Genomic DNA, 19,200 nt, shown 5'->3' on the forward strand with positions numbered 1-19,200 from the left:
CCGCGGGTCCGCACCCCGATGATCTTGGGCCCTTGGGGGTCGCGACAAGTGCGCGCACCTCGTCGGCGACCGGTGTGGCGGAGAAGACGGGCGAGAGCAGCGCGATGACCACGCCGGCCCCGTTCCCCGGGCCACTGGACAGCGGCACCGACGGGCTGCTTCCGCGTAGCGTCACGGCCATCCCCGCGGACTGGAGCTGGGCCGCGAGCCACTCGCCCCAGGCGCAGTCGCGCAGCGCGAAGTCGATCCGCACCCGCGGCACCAGGCACCGGCACCGGGACCCGCTGGAAACGGGCGAGCAACTGCCGGCGCACCGGCTCCTTGACGGCTGAAGGGCCGTTACCTGCCCGTCCGTGATCACCGAGGTGAGACGTCCGTAGGCGCCCAGCAGGGAGGCGGGCTGCCGGGGCGTGTCCGCGACGGTGGCCAGGACCTCCTCGTAGGCGAAGAACGTTTTGTAGGGCCCCAGTAGGCGTCCGGGTCGGACGCCCGCGGTGTGTCCTTCAGGGCTATCCGCAGAACACCCGCGCCATGCGGGCGGTACGCGCCCAGCGGTTCGCGGCACGCAAGGACATCTACCTGCGCGACCGTGTCCTCGACCAGCTCGGCTGGTACGGCGGCCGGGCGGGCCAGGCGCACCGGCGTAGCGGCGAACTGGGACCTGAGCGGCCTGCTGGCCGCCGCGGCGGCCAGCGTCGCCTGACTGGAGACCGGATCGGGCGCGAAGTAGCTGTGCAGGCCCGGCGCCTCCAGGTCCACCCGCCCCACCCTTGAACGAGTAGAACGTGACGATGGTGCCGGCGTTGCCTCAGCGCGGCCATTCACCGGTGGGTAGGGGACCCGGAAGGCTCGGCTGCCCTTTCTGTATTTCACTGTGTTTGACGGATTCCTCTTTATCTGTAAGGTAATCGGACGTCCCCGGATGCTCCTTTTGAAAAAAATCACCTCAAATTCCGCACTAAATACGGATGTGAAACATTGTCAACTCAATTCAAGAAGTTCTTTTGAAGGCTTAGAGTTCGTAACACGATCTTGTTGAGGTGTCCTGGCCGGGCGTGACCGATGTGACGATTCGGCGTTCGGGAGGGTGTGAGCACTCGGCCGTGGATCGTGGATGACGACTTGTGGACACTGATCGAGCCGCTGCTGCCGCCCTGGCCGGAGCGATCGCCGGGGCCTCGGCCGGTGGCGGACCGGCTGTGTCTGCAGGGCATTCTGTACGTGCTCCACAACGACATAGCCTGGCAACTGCTGCCTCTGGAGCTGGGGTTCGGCTCCGGACACACCTGCTGGCGGCGTCTGGAGCGGTGGCAGGAGGCTGGGGTCTTCGACCGGCTGCACCGCATTCTGCTTGCCGAGCTGAATGCGGCCGGCGCACTCGACTGGTCCAGGGCGTGTGTGGACGGCTCCCACATCCGTGCGAAAAAGGGGGAGCCGACACCGGTCCGTCACCGGTCGACCGCCGGAAGACGGGCAGCAAGCACCACTTGATCTGCGACGGACGCGGCACGCCGCTCAAGGTCATCACCACCGCGGCGAACGTCAACGACGTCACCCAGACCCTCGCCCTGGTCGACGGCATCCCGCCGGTGGCCGGGCGTCCCGGCCGGCCACGCCGCCGTCCCGATTCGCTGCTCGGGGACAAGGGATACGACTCCAACCCGAACCGCGTGGAGCTGCGCAAGCGCCGGATCCTGCCGGTGATCTCCCGCAAGGGCGCCCCGAACATCAAGGGCCTGGGCAAGCTCCGTTACGTCGTCGAGCAGACCTTCGCCCTGCTCCACCAGTTCAAACGCCTCGCGGTCCGCTGGGAACGCCGAACCGAACTCCACGACGCCTTCGTTTCCTTGGCCTGCGGCCTCATCTGCTGGAGGCGACTGAAGAAGCACCGATCATGATCGTGTCACGAGCTTTTGGCTACAACTCACACCACTCACCCAGAGGGCCGGCCGCCCGCGTCTGCGTGAAGTCGTGCACCAGCTCCCACGCCCGATCGATGTCCAGGACAAAGTCGCCCGTGAACACGGCGAGGTGGTCCATGATCGGGACTTCGACCTCGGTACCCGAGGGTACGGTGCCGTCTCCTGCGAGCAGAGACATCCGCTCGGTGTCACTCATCAGGTGGACGACCGCGTGATTGTCTCGGAAGGCCAGGATCAGCACCGGGAACTCCCTGTTCGGCGACCGAACCTCGAGGTACCCCTGGCCACAGGAACGCAGGTCGTTGAAGCGATCTGACAGAGCCTTCACCTCTGAACGTCTCTCATCCGGATGGAATAGTCCAGATTCCGGCGACGTCGCCGCCCACATCGCGCTCATCCAGTCCCTCTTCCCCACACAAGCCGTCGCCCAGGATCCAGGGCCACGCTCCCACGTTCCGCCACGACAGGACTACTGGGACTGGGCAGCATGATCGTGTTACGAGCTCTTAGTGGGCGGTTCGTGAGTCTTTGAGTGGATCTGCTGTCGCCTGATGGTGTGGTGGCGGGGCGGAATCTGCCGGTCCGCGGCTGCTGATCTGGTGATGTGCTCGGGTGAGTGAACGCAAGCCGTATCCGAGTGACTTATCGGACGGGCAGTGGTCGTTGATCGAGCCGGTGATCCACCGCGTGGAAGGACCGGCACCGCTCGGTCAGCGGCCACCAGGGCGCCTACGACATGCGGGAGATCGTGAACGCGGTCCTCTACCAGGGGCGGACCGGCTGCCAGTGGGCCTACCTCCCGCACGGCCTGCCGCAGAAGAGCGCGACCTACTACTACTTCGCCGCCTGGCGGGACGACAGAACCGACCAGGTCATCCATGAACTCCTGCGCTGCCAGGTCCGCGAACGCGCCCGCCGATTAGAGGACCCGACCCTGGTGGTGCTCGACACCCAGAGTGTCCACGTGGCCGCCGGGGTCCCCACCGCCACGAGTGGCCACGATCCGGCCAAGCGGGTGCCCGGCCGCAAACGCGGCCTGGCCGTGGACGTCCTCGGCCTGGTCATCGCGGTCATCGTCCTCGCCGCGAACACCCACGACAACGCCGCGGGCATCATCCTGTTGGACCAGGTCGCCGAGCACGCCGGCGGAACCGTCCGCAAAGCCCTGGTTGACCAGGGCTTCAAGAACCAGGTCGTCGACCACGGCGCCGGCCTGGGCATCGACGTCGTGATCGTCGCACGCAACCCGCAGGACAAGGGCTTCGTGCCGCAGCCGAAGCGGTGGAGGGTCGAACAGACCTACGGGACCCTGATACTGCACCGGCGCCTGGTCCGCGACTACGAGCACCGCCCCTCCTCCTCTGCCTCCCGCGTCTACTGGGCGATGACCCACGTCATGACCCGACGCCTCACCGGCACGAACACTCCCACCTGGCGCCCGGCACAGGCGGCGGCAGCGTGAACCTCCGGCCCCTGCTCGACGCCCTGGACCTCCAGGAAGAAGCCGCCCGGGCCCTGGCCGACGACCTCCGCGCACAGATCGACGACCTGCAGACCCGGCTGCGGGAGGCCGAGACACACCTGGAGCACCTCGCGATCACCCGCAAGACCGTCACCGGCCTCGCCGACCGGCTCCCGGCCGTCACGCCGGACCTGCCCGAGCACCCGGACTACCCCCGCATCCTCGCCGCCTTCAACCACGCGACCGGACCGCTACGGGCCAAGGACGTCTGCGAAGCCCTCGGCCACGAACTGCTGCCGAAGAACGTCGAAGGCACCCGCGCCAAGCTGAAACGCCTGGTCAAACTCGGGATCCTCACCGAGGCCGACACCGGCAACTTCGCCAGGAAGCAATAGCCGACACAACCTCCACCAGCAGCCTTGCCCCCACCTCAGCCAGAAACGGACATCACCTTACGAACCGCCCACTAATGGGTAGTCGAGCGAAGTCCGTGCGCCACGAGGCGCTCTGTTTGTATTCCCGGCTGAGCCGGGAGGAACTCGGAAGGAGGTTCCTGGGCCAATGACTTACCTGATGCCGAAAGGCGGAGGGGACAAAAGCATGTCAGGAAACCAGTGACCGGGCTCAGTTGTCGGGGACGGTGTGCTGGGTGGCCCGCGCGATATGGCGAAGACTGAATTGTTTGAAGCCCAATCTCCAGCAGATGCAAGTTCCCATCCGCCGGAAAGACAGCTGTAACCGGCGCCGCGTTCTGCACCAGGTTTCTATAGTTGGCCGGTGCACCTCCGGAGCGCGGAGCGATGCCCAGCGAGGGCATTCAAGGAGATGAGTGGGACGCCTACGTCGCGCTATGACGTACAGCAGAGACGAACGTGGGATCGCCTACGGGACGCGAGTCCTATGGCGACGGAGGTCCCGTAGTAGTCGCCGGAGCAACGCCCGGCCAGGGAGGACGGGAAAGCCGTCCGCAGGGCGAAGGGGACCAGGTGATTCGGACACCCGAAGATCCGGGAGGTATGCGAAATGCAGAGCGCCGCAACGGTGCTGGGTGTCCTGCGTGAACGCGGCAGGCGTGGTCTGCCGTGCAGTGAACTGTATCGACAGCTGTTCAACCTGCAGTTGTATCTGCTGGCCTACGGACGCATCTACGCCAACCATGGCGCGATGACGCCCGGGGTCACGCCGGAAACCGTGGACGGCATGTCGCAGCGGAAGATCAGCCGGATCATTGAGGCGATGCGTCACGAACGTTACCGCTTTCGTCCGGTCCGGCGCGTCCATATCCCGAAAAGCAATGGGAAGACGCGTCCACTGGGGCTACCGACCTGGTCGGACAAGCTCGTTGGCGAAGTCGTGCGCCTCCTGCTGGAAGCGTATTACGAGCCGACGTTCTCCGACCGCTCGCACGGATTTCGCCCCCGGCGTGGCTGCCATACCGCTTTGCGGGAGGTGGCCCACACCTGGACCGGGACAGCCTGGTTCATCGAGGGCGACATCGCCGACTGCTTCGGCAGTCTGGACCACCAGGTCCTTCTGACGACTCTCGGCGAGAAGATCCGTGACCAGCGGTTTCTGCGGCTGGTACGGAATATGCTGACAGCCGGATATCTGGAGGACTGGAGGTGGGGAGCCACGCTCTCCGGGGCACCGCAGGGCGGAGTGGCCTCCCCGATCCTGTCCAACATTTACCTGCACAAGTTGGACGAGTTCGTAGAGACAGTACTGATTCCGGAGTACACCCGAGGGGAACGTCGGGCCCGTAACCCGGCGTATTTGGAGTTACAGAGTCTGCTGCGGACAGTCCGTCAACACGGCGACCGGCCTTTGGCTCGTGCCGTGCGTCGACGGATGACCAGTCTGCCGAGTTCGGACCCGAATGATCCGCACTACCGGAGGCTGCGGTACACCCGCTACGCGGACGATCATCTCCTTGGTTTCACCGGACCAAGAGTCGAGGCCGAGCAGATCAAGCAACGCCTGGCAGCGTTCTTGCATGATGAACTCAAGCTGGAACTCTCCCAGGAGAAGACGCTGATCACTCATGCCCGTACCGGGGCAGCGAGGTTCCTCGGCTATGAGATCACGGTCCAGCACAACGACACGAAGAAGACCGGCCGTTACCGGCGTGTCAACGGACAGATCGCTCTCCGTGTCCCCCGGGACGTGATCAAAGCCAAATGCGTGCCCTATCTCGCCCGCGGAAAGCCCGCGAAGCGAAAGGACCTCGTCAACAGCACCGATCACGCAATCGTTGCCACGTTCGGGGCCGTTTACCGGGGCATCGTCCAGTACTACCTGCTCGCCGGGGATGTCTCCCGGCTGCACCGTCTGCGCTGGGTCATGGAGACGTCCATGCTCAAGACCCTTGCAGCAAAACACCGTTCGACCGTGCCGAAGATGGCCGCCAAGCACAAGACCAGAATCGACACGGACCACGGTCTCCGCATTTGTTTCGAGGCCCGAATCGAGCGGGAGCATAGGAAGCCGCTGGTGGCACGGTTCGGAGGAATCCCCCTCTATCGACAGCGGTCTGCGAAGATCGTGGACCGCCGGCCCGTCTGGGTGGACTACCCGCATAAAGAGCTGGTCACACGGCTCTTGGCGGACACCTGCGAAATCTGCGGGAGCACTGGTGATGTCACGGTGCATCACATCCGCGCCCTCGCCGACCTCGCTCATGCCGGATGGCCGCCGTCCGACTGGGCGCGCGTCATGCTCGACCGGCGCCGCAAAACGGTCGTGGCCTGCGACACCTGCCACGACCGCATCCACGAGGCACAGGCGGCCAGATCATTCACGCCGTGATCACTGGAGAGCCGGGTGATAGCGAAAGCGTCAAGCCCGGTTCGGCGGGAGGCCGCGAGGAAAAAGGAGCTGCCACGGCAGACACCTCGCCGCGCGGCCGACCCAACGGGTTGGCTTATGTTGCACCGGCGCCTTTCTCGCGATTACGAGACCCTTCCCGCCAGCTCCGAGGCCATGATCCACGTCGCCTCGATCGACAACCTCGCCAAGCGCATAAAGGACGAGACGACACCAACCTGGCGAGGGACTTACTAGAACAGAAAGGGCAATTCGCCTAGATCAAATGCCCTCTTAGTGACGCCAATGGTGGTGGACCTGCGCGACCTCTGCTTCAAGGACGTCGCGCAGGGCATCGTCGTCTGAGCTGAGCGCCAAGTCGTGCGCAACCCCCGCGGGAGATCGTCCCAGACTGGATCCTGACCGGTTGATGACCGGGGATGCCTAGTGTCGTTGTCACCGGGGACAGTCTCCGGCACAGCAGGAGGTCCAACGCATGACTCGCATCCGCACCGCGGCAGTGGCAGCGACCTTGGCGGCGCTCACCCTGGGCGCCTTCACCCCCGCGGTGGCCCACGCCTCTCCCACGTCCGATGCACACAGCCGTCAGCACAGCAGCATCTTGCAGAGCTCTTCCGACACCCTCGTGTACGCGCCGGGCACGCTGTACCGCAACCAGGCGTGGACCTCGGGGAACGGACGGGCCATCCTCCGCCTGCAGTCGGATGGCAACCTCGTGCTGTACAAGGACGGCCGCGCGGCCTGGCAAGCACCGGGCGCCTGGCCCAACGGCTACCGCGCCGTAATGCAGCAAGACGGCAACTTCGTTCTGTACGACGTCAACGGGCGGGCACTGTGGGCCTCCGGCACCTACGGCTGGGCGGGCGCCTACCTGGCCGTCCAGGACGACGGCAACCTCGTCGTCTACACCCGCGGCGGCGGCGCCCTGTGGGCGACGAACACCGGAGACTGACGCGCCCCAGGTGTCCCTCGACCCTTTCGCCGCGTCGCGGCGCGGCGAAAGGGCATTCGGCGCTGAAGCCGTCGACGAGGGACCGCATGCGTCCCCGCCTCACGAAGACCAACCGGGAACCGTCTCACCGTATGATCACCGCGGGAACGCCAAGACGCCAGGGAACTCCCGGCGGTTCTGGAACTCAGCGGTGTCACCGGCCGAACGCCGTAGAGGGTCTGCCTGCGACAGGGGACTCGCCGGGGCTGGCGGACCGGTGCCGCTCGCGGGCGTAGGCACGCAGCAGTGCATGGCAGCGGTACTGCCGCTCGCCGCTCTCCGTCTCCCCGACCTGCTCGATCAGGTGGGCATCGGCCAGGCGCACCATCAACAGTCCACCGGTCAGACTGTCGAACGACAGGACAGCGGCTGCCCGTTCGGCCGTGAAGGTCCCTTCCAGCGCCACGGCCAGCCGCCGGAAGGCCACGCGCTCCCAGCGGTCCAGGGTCGCGACCACCGCGTCGAACCGTTCGTTGAGGTCCAGTCCCAGAGTGGACAGCTCCGACAGCCGGTTTTCCCGCGTGCACTGTTCCAGCAGGCGGACGCACCGGGCCAGCCTCGCCGTGGGATGCGCCGCGAGTTGCGCCCCGGCAACGCCAACGGCAAGCGGCAGCCTCCCCAGCAGTTCAACGATCCGTTCTGCCGCCTCCGGTTCGGCCTCCACGCGCCCGTCGCCGATCTCCCGGCCGAGGGCCTCCACTGCCTCCGCGCGGGTAAAGGGACCGAGCCGCACCCTTGTGTGCCCCCGCAGCCCGTACAGGGGGGAACGACTCGTGACCAGTGCCAGCGAGCCCGGTCCCGCCGGCAGCAGGAGCCGGATCTGTCGGGCGGATCCAGCAGCGTCGACGAGTACGAGCACCCGGCGAGCTGAGCTCCACGAGCGGAAGGCCGCCACCCGTTCCTGCAGCGAATCAGGGACGGCACCGAGCGGCATACCGGTCGACCGGAGCATGCGGCCCAGGGCCGCCACCGCGACGTCGTCGCCCGGCGCGCCCTCGGCCAGATGCACGTAGAACTGCCCGTCAGGAAAGTGCTGGCGCAGGAGATGAGCGGCACGCACCGCGGTCGCGGTCTTGCCCACGCCGGGCATGCCCACCAGGCACACCACGGGCGCCGCAGGCCCGGACCGGCCGGCAGCCGCCACCTCGGCCACCCGCGCCAGCGTCCCACTACGTCCACTGAAGCGGACCAGGTCCGGGGGAAGTTGAGCCGGCCTCACCTGCAACCTGGCCGGTTCGGCCCCCGCTGACAGCGACGGATCGTCGGTCAACACCGCACGGTGGAGCCGCTGCGCATCCGGGCCCGGCTCCGTGCCCAGCTCAGCCCGCAGCCGGCTTCGCAGGGCCCGGTAGACCGCGAGCGCGTCATGGCGGCGGCCGCAGCGGTAGAGCGCTGTCATCAGCCGGATCGACAGCCCCTCATGGAACGGGTGCTGTCCCGCCACCAGGCCGGTCAGCTCCGCCACGACATGGCCGTGCCGCCCCAGCTCTAGATCGCAGTCGAGCCGCAGCTCCAGGGCCCTCAGCCGCGCCTCCTCCAAGCTGACGGCATGAGCCTGGAGGATGTCGCCCCGGCGGACGTCGGCCAGGGCCGAACCCCGCCACAGCGCCAGCCCCTGCCCCAGCAGCTCCCGCGCCGACGAGGCCCTGCCCGCGGCGAGCGCCTGCTGCCCCTCCTCCACCAACTGCTCGAACCGCCCGACATCGACTGCCTCGTCCGGCAGCGTCGCCATGTACCCGCCGGGCCGCGTCACCAGAAACCGGTTGGCATCCCCCTCCTCTTCGCGCACGGCCTTGCGCACCTCGTACACGCTGGTGTGCAGGGCCCTCAGCGCGTGACGAGGCGGGCGCGTGCCCCACACCTCGTCCACCAGGAGATCCGCGGGCACCACCTCCCGCCGCCTCAGGAGGAGCAGCGTCAGCACCTGCCGCAACCTCGGCGCGCTCGGCGTCAGCACACGCTCGTTCCCCAAGACCTCGAAGGATCCCAACAGACAGCACGTGACCGCGGAGTCCACCACGCCACCCCCTACCCCTGACCGGCCGCACCGGACGCGCTGTTCCAATGCGCCCGGCTCCGGCACCTTGAGCACCGCGTGCGCCGCCCCGCCCCTCGCGTCGCGGCAACCCATCGTATCCACCCGTGCACGCAGCGGAAGGTTGATGTAAGCCAGCGCACCCCGTGCTTCGCGCCATACGAGGGGCCGACGGGAGGCCCGCCGCGGCAGGCTCGTTCCGCACGGGCCACCGGGTGCTGCGCGGCACCATCGCTTTGTGCTCGCGATCGTGACGCCCGACGCCATCCTCCTCGTCCACGCCGTCGTCTCCGACGGTCCTAAAACAAGCTGGACCTCTGGCTGGCCTAGATCAGGTTCTGGGACCGCCCGGCCCAGGGGAAGCGCCAGCGGACCGGCCGGAACCGACAGCGAGCGCCGCCGGCGCCTCCGGTCGCACCGGACGCCGCAGCACGAGGCGGGCCCCTATGTCACGAAGACCAGCGGGCCCTTCCAGCTCAACAGGTCCCCCGGCGGTACTTCCCGGCCGGTGCGTTCGTTGGCGCGCCGGTTGCGGATCCGGTCGCGGTGAGGGTGGATACGGCAGGGCTTCGTCGAGTCGCGCGACCAGACGGCGGCCCCCGGCTGCTGACCGCAGCGGAGAGGGCGGCACCGGTGGACGCCGTCGCGGTGGTCGCTGAGGACCTGCGGCGGCGGTTCGGAGTCACGCAGGTGTCATTCCTCATCGTGGACCTGTGCCTGCCGCCTGTTGCACCAGCTGGAGGCCTCGTCGGTGCTGCTGGCCGGCGCCTACGACGACGCCTTCGACTTCCTGCCGGCGGTGACGGACAGCCGGGGCGGTCTTCCTGTTGCGCGCGAGCCGCAGATGACGTCCCACGGTGCGCGGCCCGCTGCCGGACGGCTCCTGTCTGACCATGGTGTGCGTGGGGAGGTACCGGGCCGGTGGCGGCTACGGGCGCCTGGAGGTAGGGATCGTCGAAGTCCGGATGGCCGTCACGCTGGCCGACGGTACTCGCCGCAGCGAGCTGTGGCGGATGATGACCACTCTCCTGGACACCGAGCGCTGCCCGGCCCATGAACTGATGGCGCTGTATCACCGCAGGTGGCAGGCGGAGACCTGCTCCTTCTCGTTGGAGTCGTCGCTCCTCGGCGGCCGGGTCGGGCGCTCACGCACGGTCCCTGGGGGTGGAGCAGGAGGTCTCGGCCGTCACCGGCCGCCCGGGCCGTGGGCGAGGGGTGATCATTTTCTTGCTGGCATTCAGCCATGTTGGCTTGTGCTGCGCTACAACCCGCTGCGGATCGTGGGAGTGTGAGAGTTGTTCGGTTGCGAGCTTCGATGGGGGAGTGGGACGTGGGCGCGGGGAATGGCGCGTTAACCCAACTGACGCGAACACACCGCGTTCTCATCGGCGTGGTCGTGACCGGCGCGGTCATCATCGCCGGCATCGGCTTCGCCGGTTCGTACGCAGCCGTGCGCGAGCTCGCCATCAAGAAGGGCTTCGGGACCTTCAGTTATGTCTTTCCGATTGGCATCGACGCCGGCATCTGTGTCCTGCTCGCCCTGGATCTGCTGCTGACGTGGATCCGTATCCCTTTCCCGCTGCTGCGTCAGACGGCGTGGCTGCTGACGGCGGCGACGATCGCCTTCAACGGTGCGGCGGCCTGGCCGGACCCGCTGGGCGTGGGTATGCACGCGGTGATCCCGGTGCTCTTCGTGGTCGCGGTCGAGGCGGCCCGGCATGCGATCGGCCGGATCGCCGACATCACGGCCGACAAGCACATGGAGGGCGTCCGCCTCACCCGCTGGCTCCTCTCCCCGATCCCGACGTTCCTGCTGTGGCGCCGTATGAAGCTGTGGGAGCTGCGCTCCTACGACCAGGTCATCAAGCTGGAGCAGGAGCGCCTCGTCTACCAGGCGAGCCTTCGCTCCCGTTTCGGCCGCGCCTGGCGCCGTAAGGCCCCGGTGGAGTCTTTGATGCCGCTGCGCCTGTCCCGCTACGGCGTCCCCCTGGCCGAGACGGCCCCGGCCGGGCTGGCCGCCGCGGGCTTTGACGAGCCGCCGATTCAGTTCACCCTCGAGCGGGCCCCCGTCCCGGCGCAGCGGCAAAACCCTGAGGCCGCCGCCGACCAGGAGAAGGTACTGACGCAGGTGCGCGGCGCGCATAACCAGCCGGTGGAGCAGGCGCGGGCCGTACGCCCTGAGCAGTCGCACGACCTTGCGGACGAGGGGAACGCCCAACACCTCGCCAACGCTTATCAAGCCTGGATGGCCGCGTTCGGGTTCGAGCCGACGAGCGCGCAGTTCGCGCTGTGGCTTCAAGACCAGTACGGCATCGCCACCGCGGCCGGCGGGCCACTGTCCGACGAGCAACTCGAACCCCTGCTGCAGCTCCTCAGGCAGCGTCACACCCCCTCAGCTGAAAACGGGACCGAAGGTCAAGCCCCGCACGACGCGGACGACGGATGGGGTGACTACTTCTACAACGCCTGGCTCACGTACGCGCAGGAGCACGGGGCCTACCCCGACGCCGACGCCCTCGCCACGTACGTCTACGAGCGGGACCAGATCACCGGCAGCAACGGCCGGCCCATCATGGGCGCAGACCTGGAGTACTTCGTCTCCTCCTTCCGGCAGCGCGAGTTCGACGAGACGGAGCCTCCCGCAGACGAGGAAGCCACCGATCCTGCCGCGCAGGCGCCCTCCGACGAACCGCTCACGAACGGGGAGGAGCCTGAGGAGACATTGGCCGGCGCGGGCGCGCACCCCGCCAAGGGGTCGCGCAGTCCACGGGTGAGCGCCCCCATCGACGACTCGCCGGGCGAGGACGACGCGATGGGGGAGCCCGCCGCGCTCACCACCGTCGACCGCTACTACCTTGCCTGGAGCGAGTACCAGAGCGAGCACGGCGAGGAACCCAAGGCCGAGCAGCTCTCCGCCTACCTCGCCGGCACGAAGGGCATGACCGGCCGCGGCGGAAAGCCGGTCAGCCCGTCCACCCTGCGCCGCTACCTCTTGCCGTTTAGGGTCTACACCTTCTGGGCCAAGCAGCGGGTGCGCAACGAAGCCCTGTCGCTCGACGCCATTGCGCAAGAGTGCGCAGCCCACGGGATCACCGCGCAGCACAACAAGCCCCTCACCACCGACTACATCGCCGAGCAGGCCGTCGACTTCAAGCGGCGCTGGCAGGCACTGACCCGCCACCACGCGCAGCCACAGCAGTAGGAAGCCGCGCCCTGCACGTCACTGCGCACCAACGAACCAGTCAGCGCCAACGGCTGCGCAATCAAGGGAAACCGCAGGTCAGCCCGGCATTGCGCAGACGCGACCCCATTGAAGATCCACCCTCTTGAAGGCGCTGGTCACGGCGCTGGTGTGAGTCGTTGATCGTCTCCTCGTGCTGGTCACCGGCGGTTGACAGAACTCAAGATCGTCTGCCGTTTCGGCGATCACGGATCCACGGGTTCCCCGGCGTGACCGATCTGCCCCGCGTGTGAGAACTTCCTGACAGGCCGAGGAGCGACCATTACGTCGGCTACTACGGCTGAGTGGTAGGCGACCGATGACAGGTGTGGGGAAGCGCGTCTTCGCCCGCACAGCCCATCAGGATGGAGCACACACATGCAGGACTTGGCCCGCGATGCCGCCTTGGCCTACGACGCGTCCGTGGTCCTCCGGATCGGGAGCGCGGTTTTCGTTGCGTGTCCGGACGAGCGTCTCGAGTCCGTGTACTACCGCGTGGACGGGGGAGTCCGGTCCGTGTGGCGCCATCTGCGCGGTTTCGAGATCCACCCCAGGCTCCTCCAAGAGGCTGAGGAGGCGAACCGCACGTTGTGGGAGCAGGCTTCCGCACTCCCTCTCCCCGAGGAATTCCTCGCCGGTTACCGAGACCTTGCCGCTGCCGCCCTCGCGCATCTGGATCGGGACGAGGCCATGTCCCGCGACGAGATCTCCGCGTGTGCCATCGAAACGGTCGGCTTCCTCGAAGCCGGGCTGGACACTGCCGCAGGAGCCGTGGTCTTCGAACGGTCGTGCCAGGCGGCCACCGAGTCACTCCTCGAGGTCTGGGCTGAGGACCCACCGTCCACGATGAGACGGCTACGCCGCGAGACCGACGTGTGGGCCCTGGCATACCAGCGTTTCGTGAGGCCGGAACTGGGGCGCTATCACGGCTGACGATCAGTGAGGTTCAACTGAGATCCACAATCTTGGAGTCCTGGTCGCGGGGCTGGTGTGAGTCGTTGATCGTCTCCTCGTGCTGGTCGCGGGCGGTTGACAGAACTCAAGATCGTCTGCCGTTTCGGTGATCACGTATCCACGGGTTCCCCGGCGTGCGCGGGACGCCTGTCCGTACGATCCGGGCGGGAGGTGCGTCAGGTGGCCCAGGATGCGGAACCCAACCTTCGTGAGCTGATCGCGGCCCGCAGGGCCGAACTCGAGGGGCAGGCAGAGAAGTTGAGCCAGCAGCTTCAGGAGGTGCGCGACGAGCTGGAGGAGCTCGCCGTCGCCGAGCGGGTCGCACGCCGGCTGGCCGAGCAGTTGCATGCCGAAGCGGAGCGGGAAGCGACGCCGGCCCAGGGCGCCGGGCAGGTTGCGGGCCGTGCGGTGCTGCTGGTGCCGCAGCGCGAGCGCGGCATGGACGAGGTGATGCTCCCTGCGGACTACCAGCGGATCATGGGTATGGTGCGGCGTGCGGACGGGTCGGTCATGGTCAAGCAGGTCTGCGCCGAGCTGGGAATTGTCCTGCGAGCCTGCCCGCTCGGAGGCGCTGCGCGCGAAGCTGAACCGGCTGGCCGAGGGGGGCTGGCTGCGCAAGCTGGCCGACGGGAAGTTCACCGCCACGCTGTGAGGGTGCTCCCGCCATCTCGGACTCCGGTCCGGGCCGTAACGTGCGCGCCCCCGGCGGCAGTTGATGTCGTATGCGAAACAAGACCAGCCCCGCCGGGGGCACTGAGACGGTTGTCTACCAGTCCAGTCTGCAGCTGTCCACGGCCACGTTGACCTTCCTCGGCGACCTGCTACGCAGCCATCTGAAGAAGATCGGTTCGCGGTGGCGCAAGCTCCCGGCCGGGCAGATCGCCACGATTGTCCTCGCCGTTCTCCGCCATGACCAGCGGCTTGCCGACATGGCGGGCGGCAACCGCATCTCCGCGACCATGGTGCGCCGCTGGGTGCTGGAGGTGATCGAACTGCTCGCCGCGCGGGCCCCACGCCTGGACCGCGCGCGGAAGAAAATCTCCCGAAAGGGCGGCACGTGGTCCTGATCGACGGCACCCTGATCCGCACCCGGCGCCGCACCGGAGCGGACAACCGCCGCAACTACTCGGGCAAGCACAAGGCCCACGGCCTGCTCTTCCTCGCGCTCACCGACGACAAGGGCCGGCTGCTGTGGCTGTCCGCGGCCCGCCCGGGACGCTTTTCGGAGATCACCACGGCCCGCTACAACAAGCTCGTCGAGCGCCTGCGGGCCCACGAGCTGGGCGCCATCGGCGACCTCGGCTTCACCGGCCTGGACGACGATGTGGACAACGCCGTGGTCATCACCGGCTACCAGGCCGCCCGCACCAAACCGTTCACGTCGGCGAAGAAGCAGGTCAACAAGCTGATCGCGTCTGTTCGCGCGGTCTGCGAGCACGCGTTCGCGCACCTAAAGAACTGGCGCATCATCACCAAGCTTCGGGTGTCGGCTCGTTACGCGACCACGCTGCTGCGGGCGCTGCTCGTCCTGACCGACACCGAAGTCGCCCGCTGACAGCCGATCTTGGGAACAGGCAACCGCCCCCGACCAGCCCGAGTGCGAGATCAGCGACTCACACCAACCCCAATGACCTGCGAGTTCGAAGTTGGAGGAGGCTCATTGCGCAAGCCAGTGCGCACACTGCTCTGCGCACTGTGCACTGCGCACCCGCCACCGAGACAGGACGAACCCATGCGCGTCCTGAGCATCGCCTCGGCACCACCGTTACGGAACTCGACCTGCCCGAGGCCGATGCGCATTCCGCGAGCCAAGACCACATCCGAACGAACGAGGCGAATGATCAAGGCGTTTACTGCCGGCAGGCCTTCCCGCACATCCATGGAGACGGACGCGCGAACGGGTTCGCACAGAACATCACCGCGTGGGCCCTGGCGAGGCATCGCCCTGTCACCGATCCAAGTGCTGGTCATCGTCACCGGACGTGCTCAGGACCGCAGGGGTGGCCGTCCTGGATGACGGCTTGGCCCAGCCTGTGCACGCGGTTGCGTAGACCATACGGGGAAAACACCGGAGGGGGCACACAAGGCCGACCGCGTAGAACGAGGAGCCGTGAGCGATATGCTCGCCTACGCCGCACGGGTGGGCTCAGCGGTTTCTGAGGTACCGGATGAGCAGGTCAGCCGCCGCCAGCTTCCGTGGCGCTGTCGGCCAGCTCATTCGGTGAGCCGGGCGATGCCCTTCGACAGGGTGGCGCGGACCGACTCGTGCACCTGGGCATGGCACGGAGCAAGTGGTCGAACTCCGCCAGAACCTCGCCGCCTGAGCCCTGGCGACTGCTGGGCGCGGTATGCCTCCGGATCCCCTGCACGGAATCATCGCCTCTACCGGCCGCACGCAGAAAGGGGTAGGCATGGACGACGACCTGACGCAGCACGCCCGGAACTTGCCTCAGACCGACGGGACCCACTGACCGAGTGGCACACTCGGCGGCCTGTCTCCGATGAGGCCGCCGTCGTTACATTCCTGGCCTACGCCGCCCACGACCTGGCGTCAGGCGCACTCTGAGCGTCGAAAGGCCCGCTGCCCTAGACATCCATCACGCGACCTACCGAGTCGAAGAATGGTGCCGAGGGCTCCCCGCGGGTCGTGCCAGGCAGAGGTCACCTCCTGGGGGAGCGCCGGTGGAAGACCTTGCCAAGGGCCAACCGCCTCGCCGTACGGGCCAGGCCGTAATGCAAGCGCTGCAGGGCCCAGGGGGTGACGGCGACGACGAGCGTTGCCGCCAGGGCGCCCAGGAACTCAGGCATCGCGGCCAGGAGAAGGTGAACCAACATCTCTCGAAGGCCGACCGGTGCCGGCAAAACGAGGGGTGGGGTCTTCGGGTCGCAGAGCATGGTGCCCATGAGCAGGAACTCCTTCACTTCATTCCCGACTTCCGTCCGAAGCCGGGCGATGTAAGGCGACAATGGGCGGTCAGGACTGGGTCCCCAAGCGCTCATGGGACGGGCGGGGACGAACAGGGACACTCAGCGCGACGCCGCAGGTCAAGCCCTACGAGATGGCGGCGGTCCGGGTCTGTCCCAGGGACTGGGTGGGACATTCGGGGACCAGGAGCCCCGGCGCCGAGGACGGGAGTCGGGGATGCGGGACACGGCCAACCAGGAAGGTTCTGGCAGCACTCCGCAGCAGGACTACGCGAAATTTCTGCAACGCCAGGCCCGTGAGGCCGGTCTGGACGCCCGCGAGATTTCTGAACGCTTCGCCCGCGCAGCAAAAGAGCAGGAAGGGCAAGGGGCGACGGCTGGCAAGGGCAGGGGGGCGGAGCACCCGATCAACGACATGGCCCACTCCAAGTCGCATATTGATCGCGTACTGAGGGGAAAAGCTCTGCCCAGCCCGCCCTGGCCGTTCACTCTGGTATTCCTCGGCATCACCAGCCGAGCCGCCCGCCTCACGAGGGAGGATCACGTCGAGCGCTGCAAGTACGCCCGCACATTGGTCGACGCCATGATGGAGGACAACTCAGTACCGCAACTCGCACGCCGTACGTCACAACGGGACGCCGCAGGCCCAGGAGACAGGTCACACGACGAGACGATCGCCGCCCTGCGTCTCGAAGTTGAGCTTGAAAGTGCACGCCACACCGAAACCCGCCTGCGCTACGCACTGAGAGATGCCCAGTTCCTCATGGCGACCTTGTGGCGCATCATCAGCGCCTTACGGGACCTCATCGCCGGCCATCACGCCCTTGAGGCCCGCGTCTCCCACACCAGCGGCGATCCGACCGAACTCGCCCGATTGCGTGATGAAACCCAGCAAGCCCTCGCCCACAAGCGCACTGCCCAGGAAGAAGCCGACCGTGTTGCGGCTCGACTCCGTACACTCGACGCGTTGTGGGACCAGGCTCGTACGGAGGTGCACCGCCTTTCTATGCACCCAGACGCCGCGGACCTCTCACTCCCCGCTGATGACACGCAGGTGTCGCTGCAGCTGGTCCTGCCGCAGGATCTTCTCGCCCAACCTGCCCTTGACGACATCGCCGCGGCCCTGATCAAGGCCAAAGATGTCAACGCTCATGAAGAGCGCGCAACCCGGGAACTGAAGCACGCCGTCACGCCCACCGGTTCCATCGACCCCGCAGACGAGTTCGATGTGCTGGTGGCTGCTACAAGGCTCAGAGACGATGCGCATCGTCGCCTTGCCCTCCAAAGTCTTCTTCGCGACTGGGCCTTCCTCGACGGCACCCGAACTGCCCTTCTTCACCTCATCCGTGACTCCAACCCTGCCATCCGACTGGAAGCCTTGAGCGGACTAGTGGAAGGCTGGGGAGGCGACACTGACGCTCGCGACGCTGTAGTTCGAATTTTCTACGGCGAAGGCGACGCGGGCGTGCGTGCGGCCGCCGCGCGGGGGTTGGCGGAACGGTGGCCGAATGACCGGCACGTCCGCGAGACTCTCCTCCGCATCCTCGCCCGCGACAGCGATCAGCGTGTCAGGGACGCCGCCACGTCTGGCCTTGCTCGCGCGTGGCCGGGCGATGCTGAGGTCCGCGATGTCTTGGTCCGCCTCATCAATGAGGATGAAGACGTAGACGTCCGCTTGAGCGCCGCACGTGGATTGGCAGGCGGATGGTCGGCAGACGCTGACGTCCGCGCCCTCCTGCTTCGCCTAACCCGAGACGGCTCCAAGCGAGTCAGGATGTCTGCTGTATGCGAGTTGGCGACGGAGTGGTCTGGTGATGTCGATGTCGCCGATGCTCTAGTCCGTCTCACCTTCGACGAGGATGATGACGTCCGGGAATCTGCTGAGAACGGACTGTACGAGATGTGGCCCTGGGCGGCTGGCGTCCGCGAGGCCTTCTTTCGTCTTGCTCGCAACGATGATCACCGGACTCGTCTGGCTGTCGCAGAGAGGCTACCTAACGTAGGACTTCATGACCCTGATGTCCGCGATGTCATGATTCGTTTGACGCACGACGAAGACGAGGCTGTGAGGCTCACGGCCGGACAGAAGTGCGTGAATTGCTGGACGGGTCACCCCCAAGTTCGTGAGGTTGTCGTTCGCCTCACCAACGACGCTGATCAGCACGTCAGAGCGGCTGCGCAAGAGTGGCTGAAGGTTGTTCCTCGGGCGTCATAGCGCCTTGGACTGTAGGATCCACGACTTCGTATGCACTGGTTCCTGCGGAAACGCCGGAATCTGGGCTGGATACGCACCGGTTGGGTGGCTTGGCCGTGCGCATTCTTCTCCAAGTGGTGTGTGCTGTGGTCGCGGTGCGTTGTCGCCGGGGCGGCGCGGTTGCAGTGGCCCGGCCCACCGGCGAATTGGGTGTTTCTGGGTCGACGTGGCCGAAGACCGCGCCGTCGGAGGTCTTTGGTCCCACGGGGTCGGGTCACTGCGGGTTGAGGTGGCTTCAGCAGTGGGCGGCTGGGGCTGAACGGCGAACCCCGTGGCATGATCGGTGCGTTTGCGGGCCCGGTCGAGGAGCTGGCCGGCGTATCCGCCGTCGTCCCGCACCAGGGTGATCCTGCGGTGCGGTGGGCGGAGCCGGGTGAGCAGCGGTATCCCGGCGTCGCGCTCCCGCACGCTCGCGGCGGTGACCAGCACCACCAGTGGCCGGCCCGGGCAGCCCACGGCCACGTGCCCTGTGCGGCCCGCCACATCCTTCCCGCCGTCCCGACCTTGTCCGTCGGTGCCGATGGTGTCGGCCGCCCGTAGGGCCTGCGAGTCGACGATCACCGCCGTCGGCGTGCGGCTCCAGACGTACACTGCTGGACAAATGGCCTCTTAAT

16 protein-coding genes and 3 pseudogenes are annotated in these 19,200 nt (G+C 67.1%); 14 read left to right on the forward strand and 5 right to left on the reverse strand.

Annotation, left to right across the window (positions count from 1 at the left end):
- Positions 1–32 precede the first annotated feature (32 nt).
- From ABZO29_RS45130 to ABZO29_RS45140, 3 genes and pseudogenes are all read left to right on the forward strand, one after another.
- Positions 33–332, forward strand: a complete 300-nt coding sequence (locus tag ABZO29_RS45130) for a hypothetical protein (protein ID WP_367325990.1) — start codon at positions 33–35, stop codon at positions 330–332.
- 199 nt (positions 333–531) lie between these two features.
- Positions 532–700, forward strand: a pseudogene (locus ABZO29_RS45135) (DUF4231 domain-containing protein); the annotation flags it as partial.
- 389 nt (positions 701–1,089) lie between these two features.
- Positions 1,090–1,898 (forward strand): IS5 family transposase gene (locus ABZO29_RS45140; RefSeq protein WP_367325991.1). Its coding sequence is split into 2 segments (ribosomal slippage): positions 1,090–1,407 and positions 1,410–1,898, totalling 807 coding nucleotides; the frame shifts between segments, so codons are not numbered across the junction.
- A gap of 19 nt (positions 1,899–1,917) precedes the next feature.
- Here the strand turns inward: ABZO29_RS45140 and ABZO29_RS45145 are convergent.
- The gene (locus ABZO29_RS45145) at positions 1,918–2,319 is read right to left on the reverse strand and encodes a hypothetical protein (RefSeq protein ID WP_367325992.1); all 402 of its coding nucleotides are present in this window, start codon (positions 2,317–2,319) and stop codon (positions 1,918–1,920) included.
- Between the two features lie 215 nt (positions 2,320–2,534).
- On the opposite strand from ABZO29_RS45145, the pseudogene ABZO29_RS45150 reads away from it, so the two are divergent.
- From ABZO29_RS45150 to ABZO29_RS45170, 5 genes and pseudogenes are all read left to right on the forward strand, one after another.
- A pseudogene (locus tag ABZO29_RS45150) lies at positions 2,535–3,384 on the forward strand (IS5 family transposase).
- Complete coding sequence (locus tag ABZO29_RS45155) at positions 3,381–3,779, forward strand: hypothetical protein (RefSeq protein ID WP_367325993.1); 399 nt, start codon at positions 3,381–3,383, stop codon at positions 3,777–3,779. The pseudogene ABZO29_RS45150 and the gene ABZO29_RS45155 overlap by 4 nt, the downstream one beginning before the upstream one ends.
- 628 nt (positions 3,780–4,407) lie before the next feature.
- Positions 4,408–6,189, forward strand: a complete 1,782-nt coding sequence (locus ABZO29_RS45160) for a reverse transcriptase domain-containing protein (protein ID WP_367325994.1) — start codon at positions 4,408–4,410, stop codon at positions 6,187–6,189.
- A gap of 108 nt (positions 6,190–6,297) precedes the next feature.
- A pseudogene (locus ABZO29_RS45165) lies at positions 6,298–6,444 on the forward strand (IS5/IS1182 family transposase); the annotation flags it as partial.
- Positions 6,445–6,682: 238 nt separating this feature from the next.
- Complete coding sequence (locus ABZO29_RS45170; RefSeq protein ID WP_367325995.1) at positions 6,683–7,159, forward strand: hypothetical protein; 477 nt, start codon at positions 6,683–6,685, stop codon at positions 7,157–7,159.
- A gap of 193 nt (positions 7,160–7,352) precedes the next feature.
- On the opposite strand, the gene ABZO29_RS45175 is transcribed toward ABZO29_RS45170, so the two are convergent.
- On the reverse strand, positions 7,353–9,170 hold the full coding sequence (locus ABZO29_RS45175; protein WP_367325996.1) for a BTAD domain-containing putative transcriptional regulator: 1,818 nt from the start codon (positions 9,168–9,170) through the stop codon (positions 7,353–7,355).
- Between the two features lie 920 nt (positions 9,171–10,090).
- Between ABZO29_RS45175 and ABZO29_RS45180 the strand changes: the two genes are divergently transcribed.
- From ABZO29_RS45180 to ABZO29_RS45190, 3 genes are all read left to right on the forward strand, one after another.
- Entirely contained in the window at positions 10,091–10,525 is a 435-nt protein-coding gene (locus ABZO29_RS45180) for a hypothetical protein (RefSeq protein WP_367325997.1), read from the forward strand.
- Positions 10,526–10,548: 23 nt separating this feature from the next.
- Complete coding sequence (locus ABZO29_RS45185; protein WP_367325998.1) at positions 10,549–12,435, forward strand: DUF2637 domain-containing protein; 1,887 nt, start codon at positions 10,549–10,551, stop codon at positions 12,433–12,435.
- Between the two features lie 396 nt (positions 12,436–12,831).
- Complete coding sequence (locus tag ABZO29_RS45190) at positions 12,832–13,386, forward strand: hypothetical protein (protein ID WP_367325999.1); 555 nt, start codon at positions 12,832–12,834, stop codon at positions 13,384–13,386.
- Positions 13,387–13,389: 3 nt separating this feature from the next.
- On the opposite strand, the gene ABZO29_RS45195 is transcribed toward ABZO29_RS45190, so the two are convergent.
- Positions 13,390–14,052, reverse strand: coding sequence for a hypothetical protein (locus tag ABZO29_RS45195; protein ID WP_367326000.1), 663 nt, complete (start codon positions 14,050–14,052; stop codon positions 13,390–13,392).
- A gap of 77 nt (positions 14,053–14,129) precedes the next feature.
- On the opposite strand from ABZO29_RS45195, the gene ABZO29_RS45200 reads away from it, so the two are divergent.
- A complete protein-coding gene (locus ABZO29_RS45200) occupies positions 14,130–14,474 on the forward strand; it encodes a hypothetical protein (protein WP_367326001.1) in 345 nt (114 codons plus the stop codon).
- Positions 14,465–14,962: a transposase family protein gene (locus ABZO29_RS45205; protein WP_367326002.1), complete on the forward strand. Its 498-nt coding sequence runs from the start codon at positions 14,465–14,467 to the stop codon at positions 14,960–14,962. Before ABZO29_RS45200 ends, ABZO29_RS45205 begins: the two co-directional genes overlap by 10 nt.
- A gap of 1,106 nt (positions 14,963–16,068) precedes the next feature.
- On the opposite strand, the gene ABZO29_RS45210 is transcribed toward ABZO29_RS45205, so the two are convergent.
- A complete protein-coding gene (locus ABZO29_RS45210) occupies positions 16,069–16,311 on the reverse strand; it encodes a hypothetical protein (RefSeq protein ID WP_367326003.1) in 243 nt (80 codons plus the stop codon).
- Positions 16,312–16,549: 238 nt separating this feature from the next.
- On the opposite strand from ABZO29_RS45210, the gene ABZO29_RS45215 reads away from it, so the two are divergent.
- Complete coding sequence (locus ABZO29_RS45215) at positions 16,550–18,547, forward strand: HEAT repeat domain-containing protein (RefSeq protein WP_367326004.1); 1,998 nt, start codon at positions 16,550–16,552, stop codon at positions 18,545–18,547.
- Here ABZO29_RS45215 and ABZO29_RS45220 read toward each other — a convergent pair.
- Positions 18,542–19,177, reverse strand: a complete 636-nt coding sequence (locus tag ABZO29_RS45220; RefSeq protein WP_367326005.1) for a transposase — start codon at positions 19,175–19,177, stop codon at positions 18,542–18,544. The two genes, ABZO29_RS45215 and ABZO29_RS45220, sit on opposite strands and share 6 nt — an antisense overlap.
- Between the last annotated feature and the right edge of the window lie 23 nt (positions 19,178–19,200).

It is taken from the genome of Streptomyces sp. HUAS ZL42, assembly GCF_040782645.1.
GTDB lineage: Bacteria > Actinomycetota > Actinomycetes > Streptomycetales > Streptomycetaceae > Streptomyces.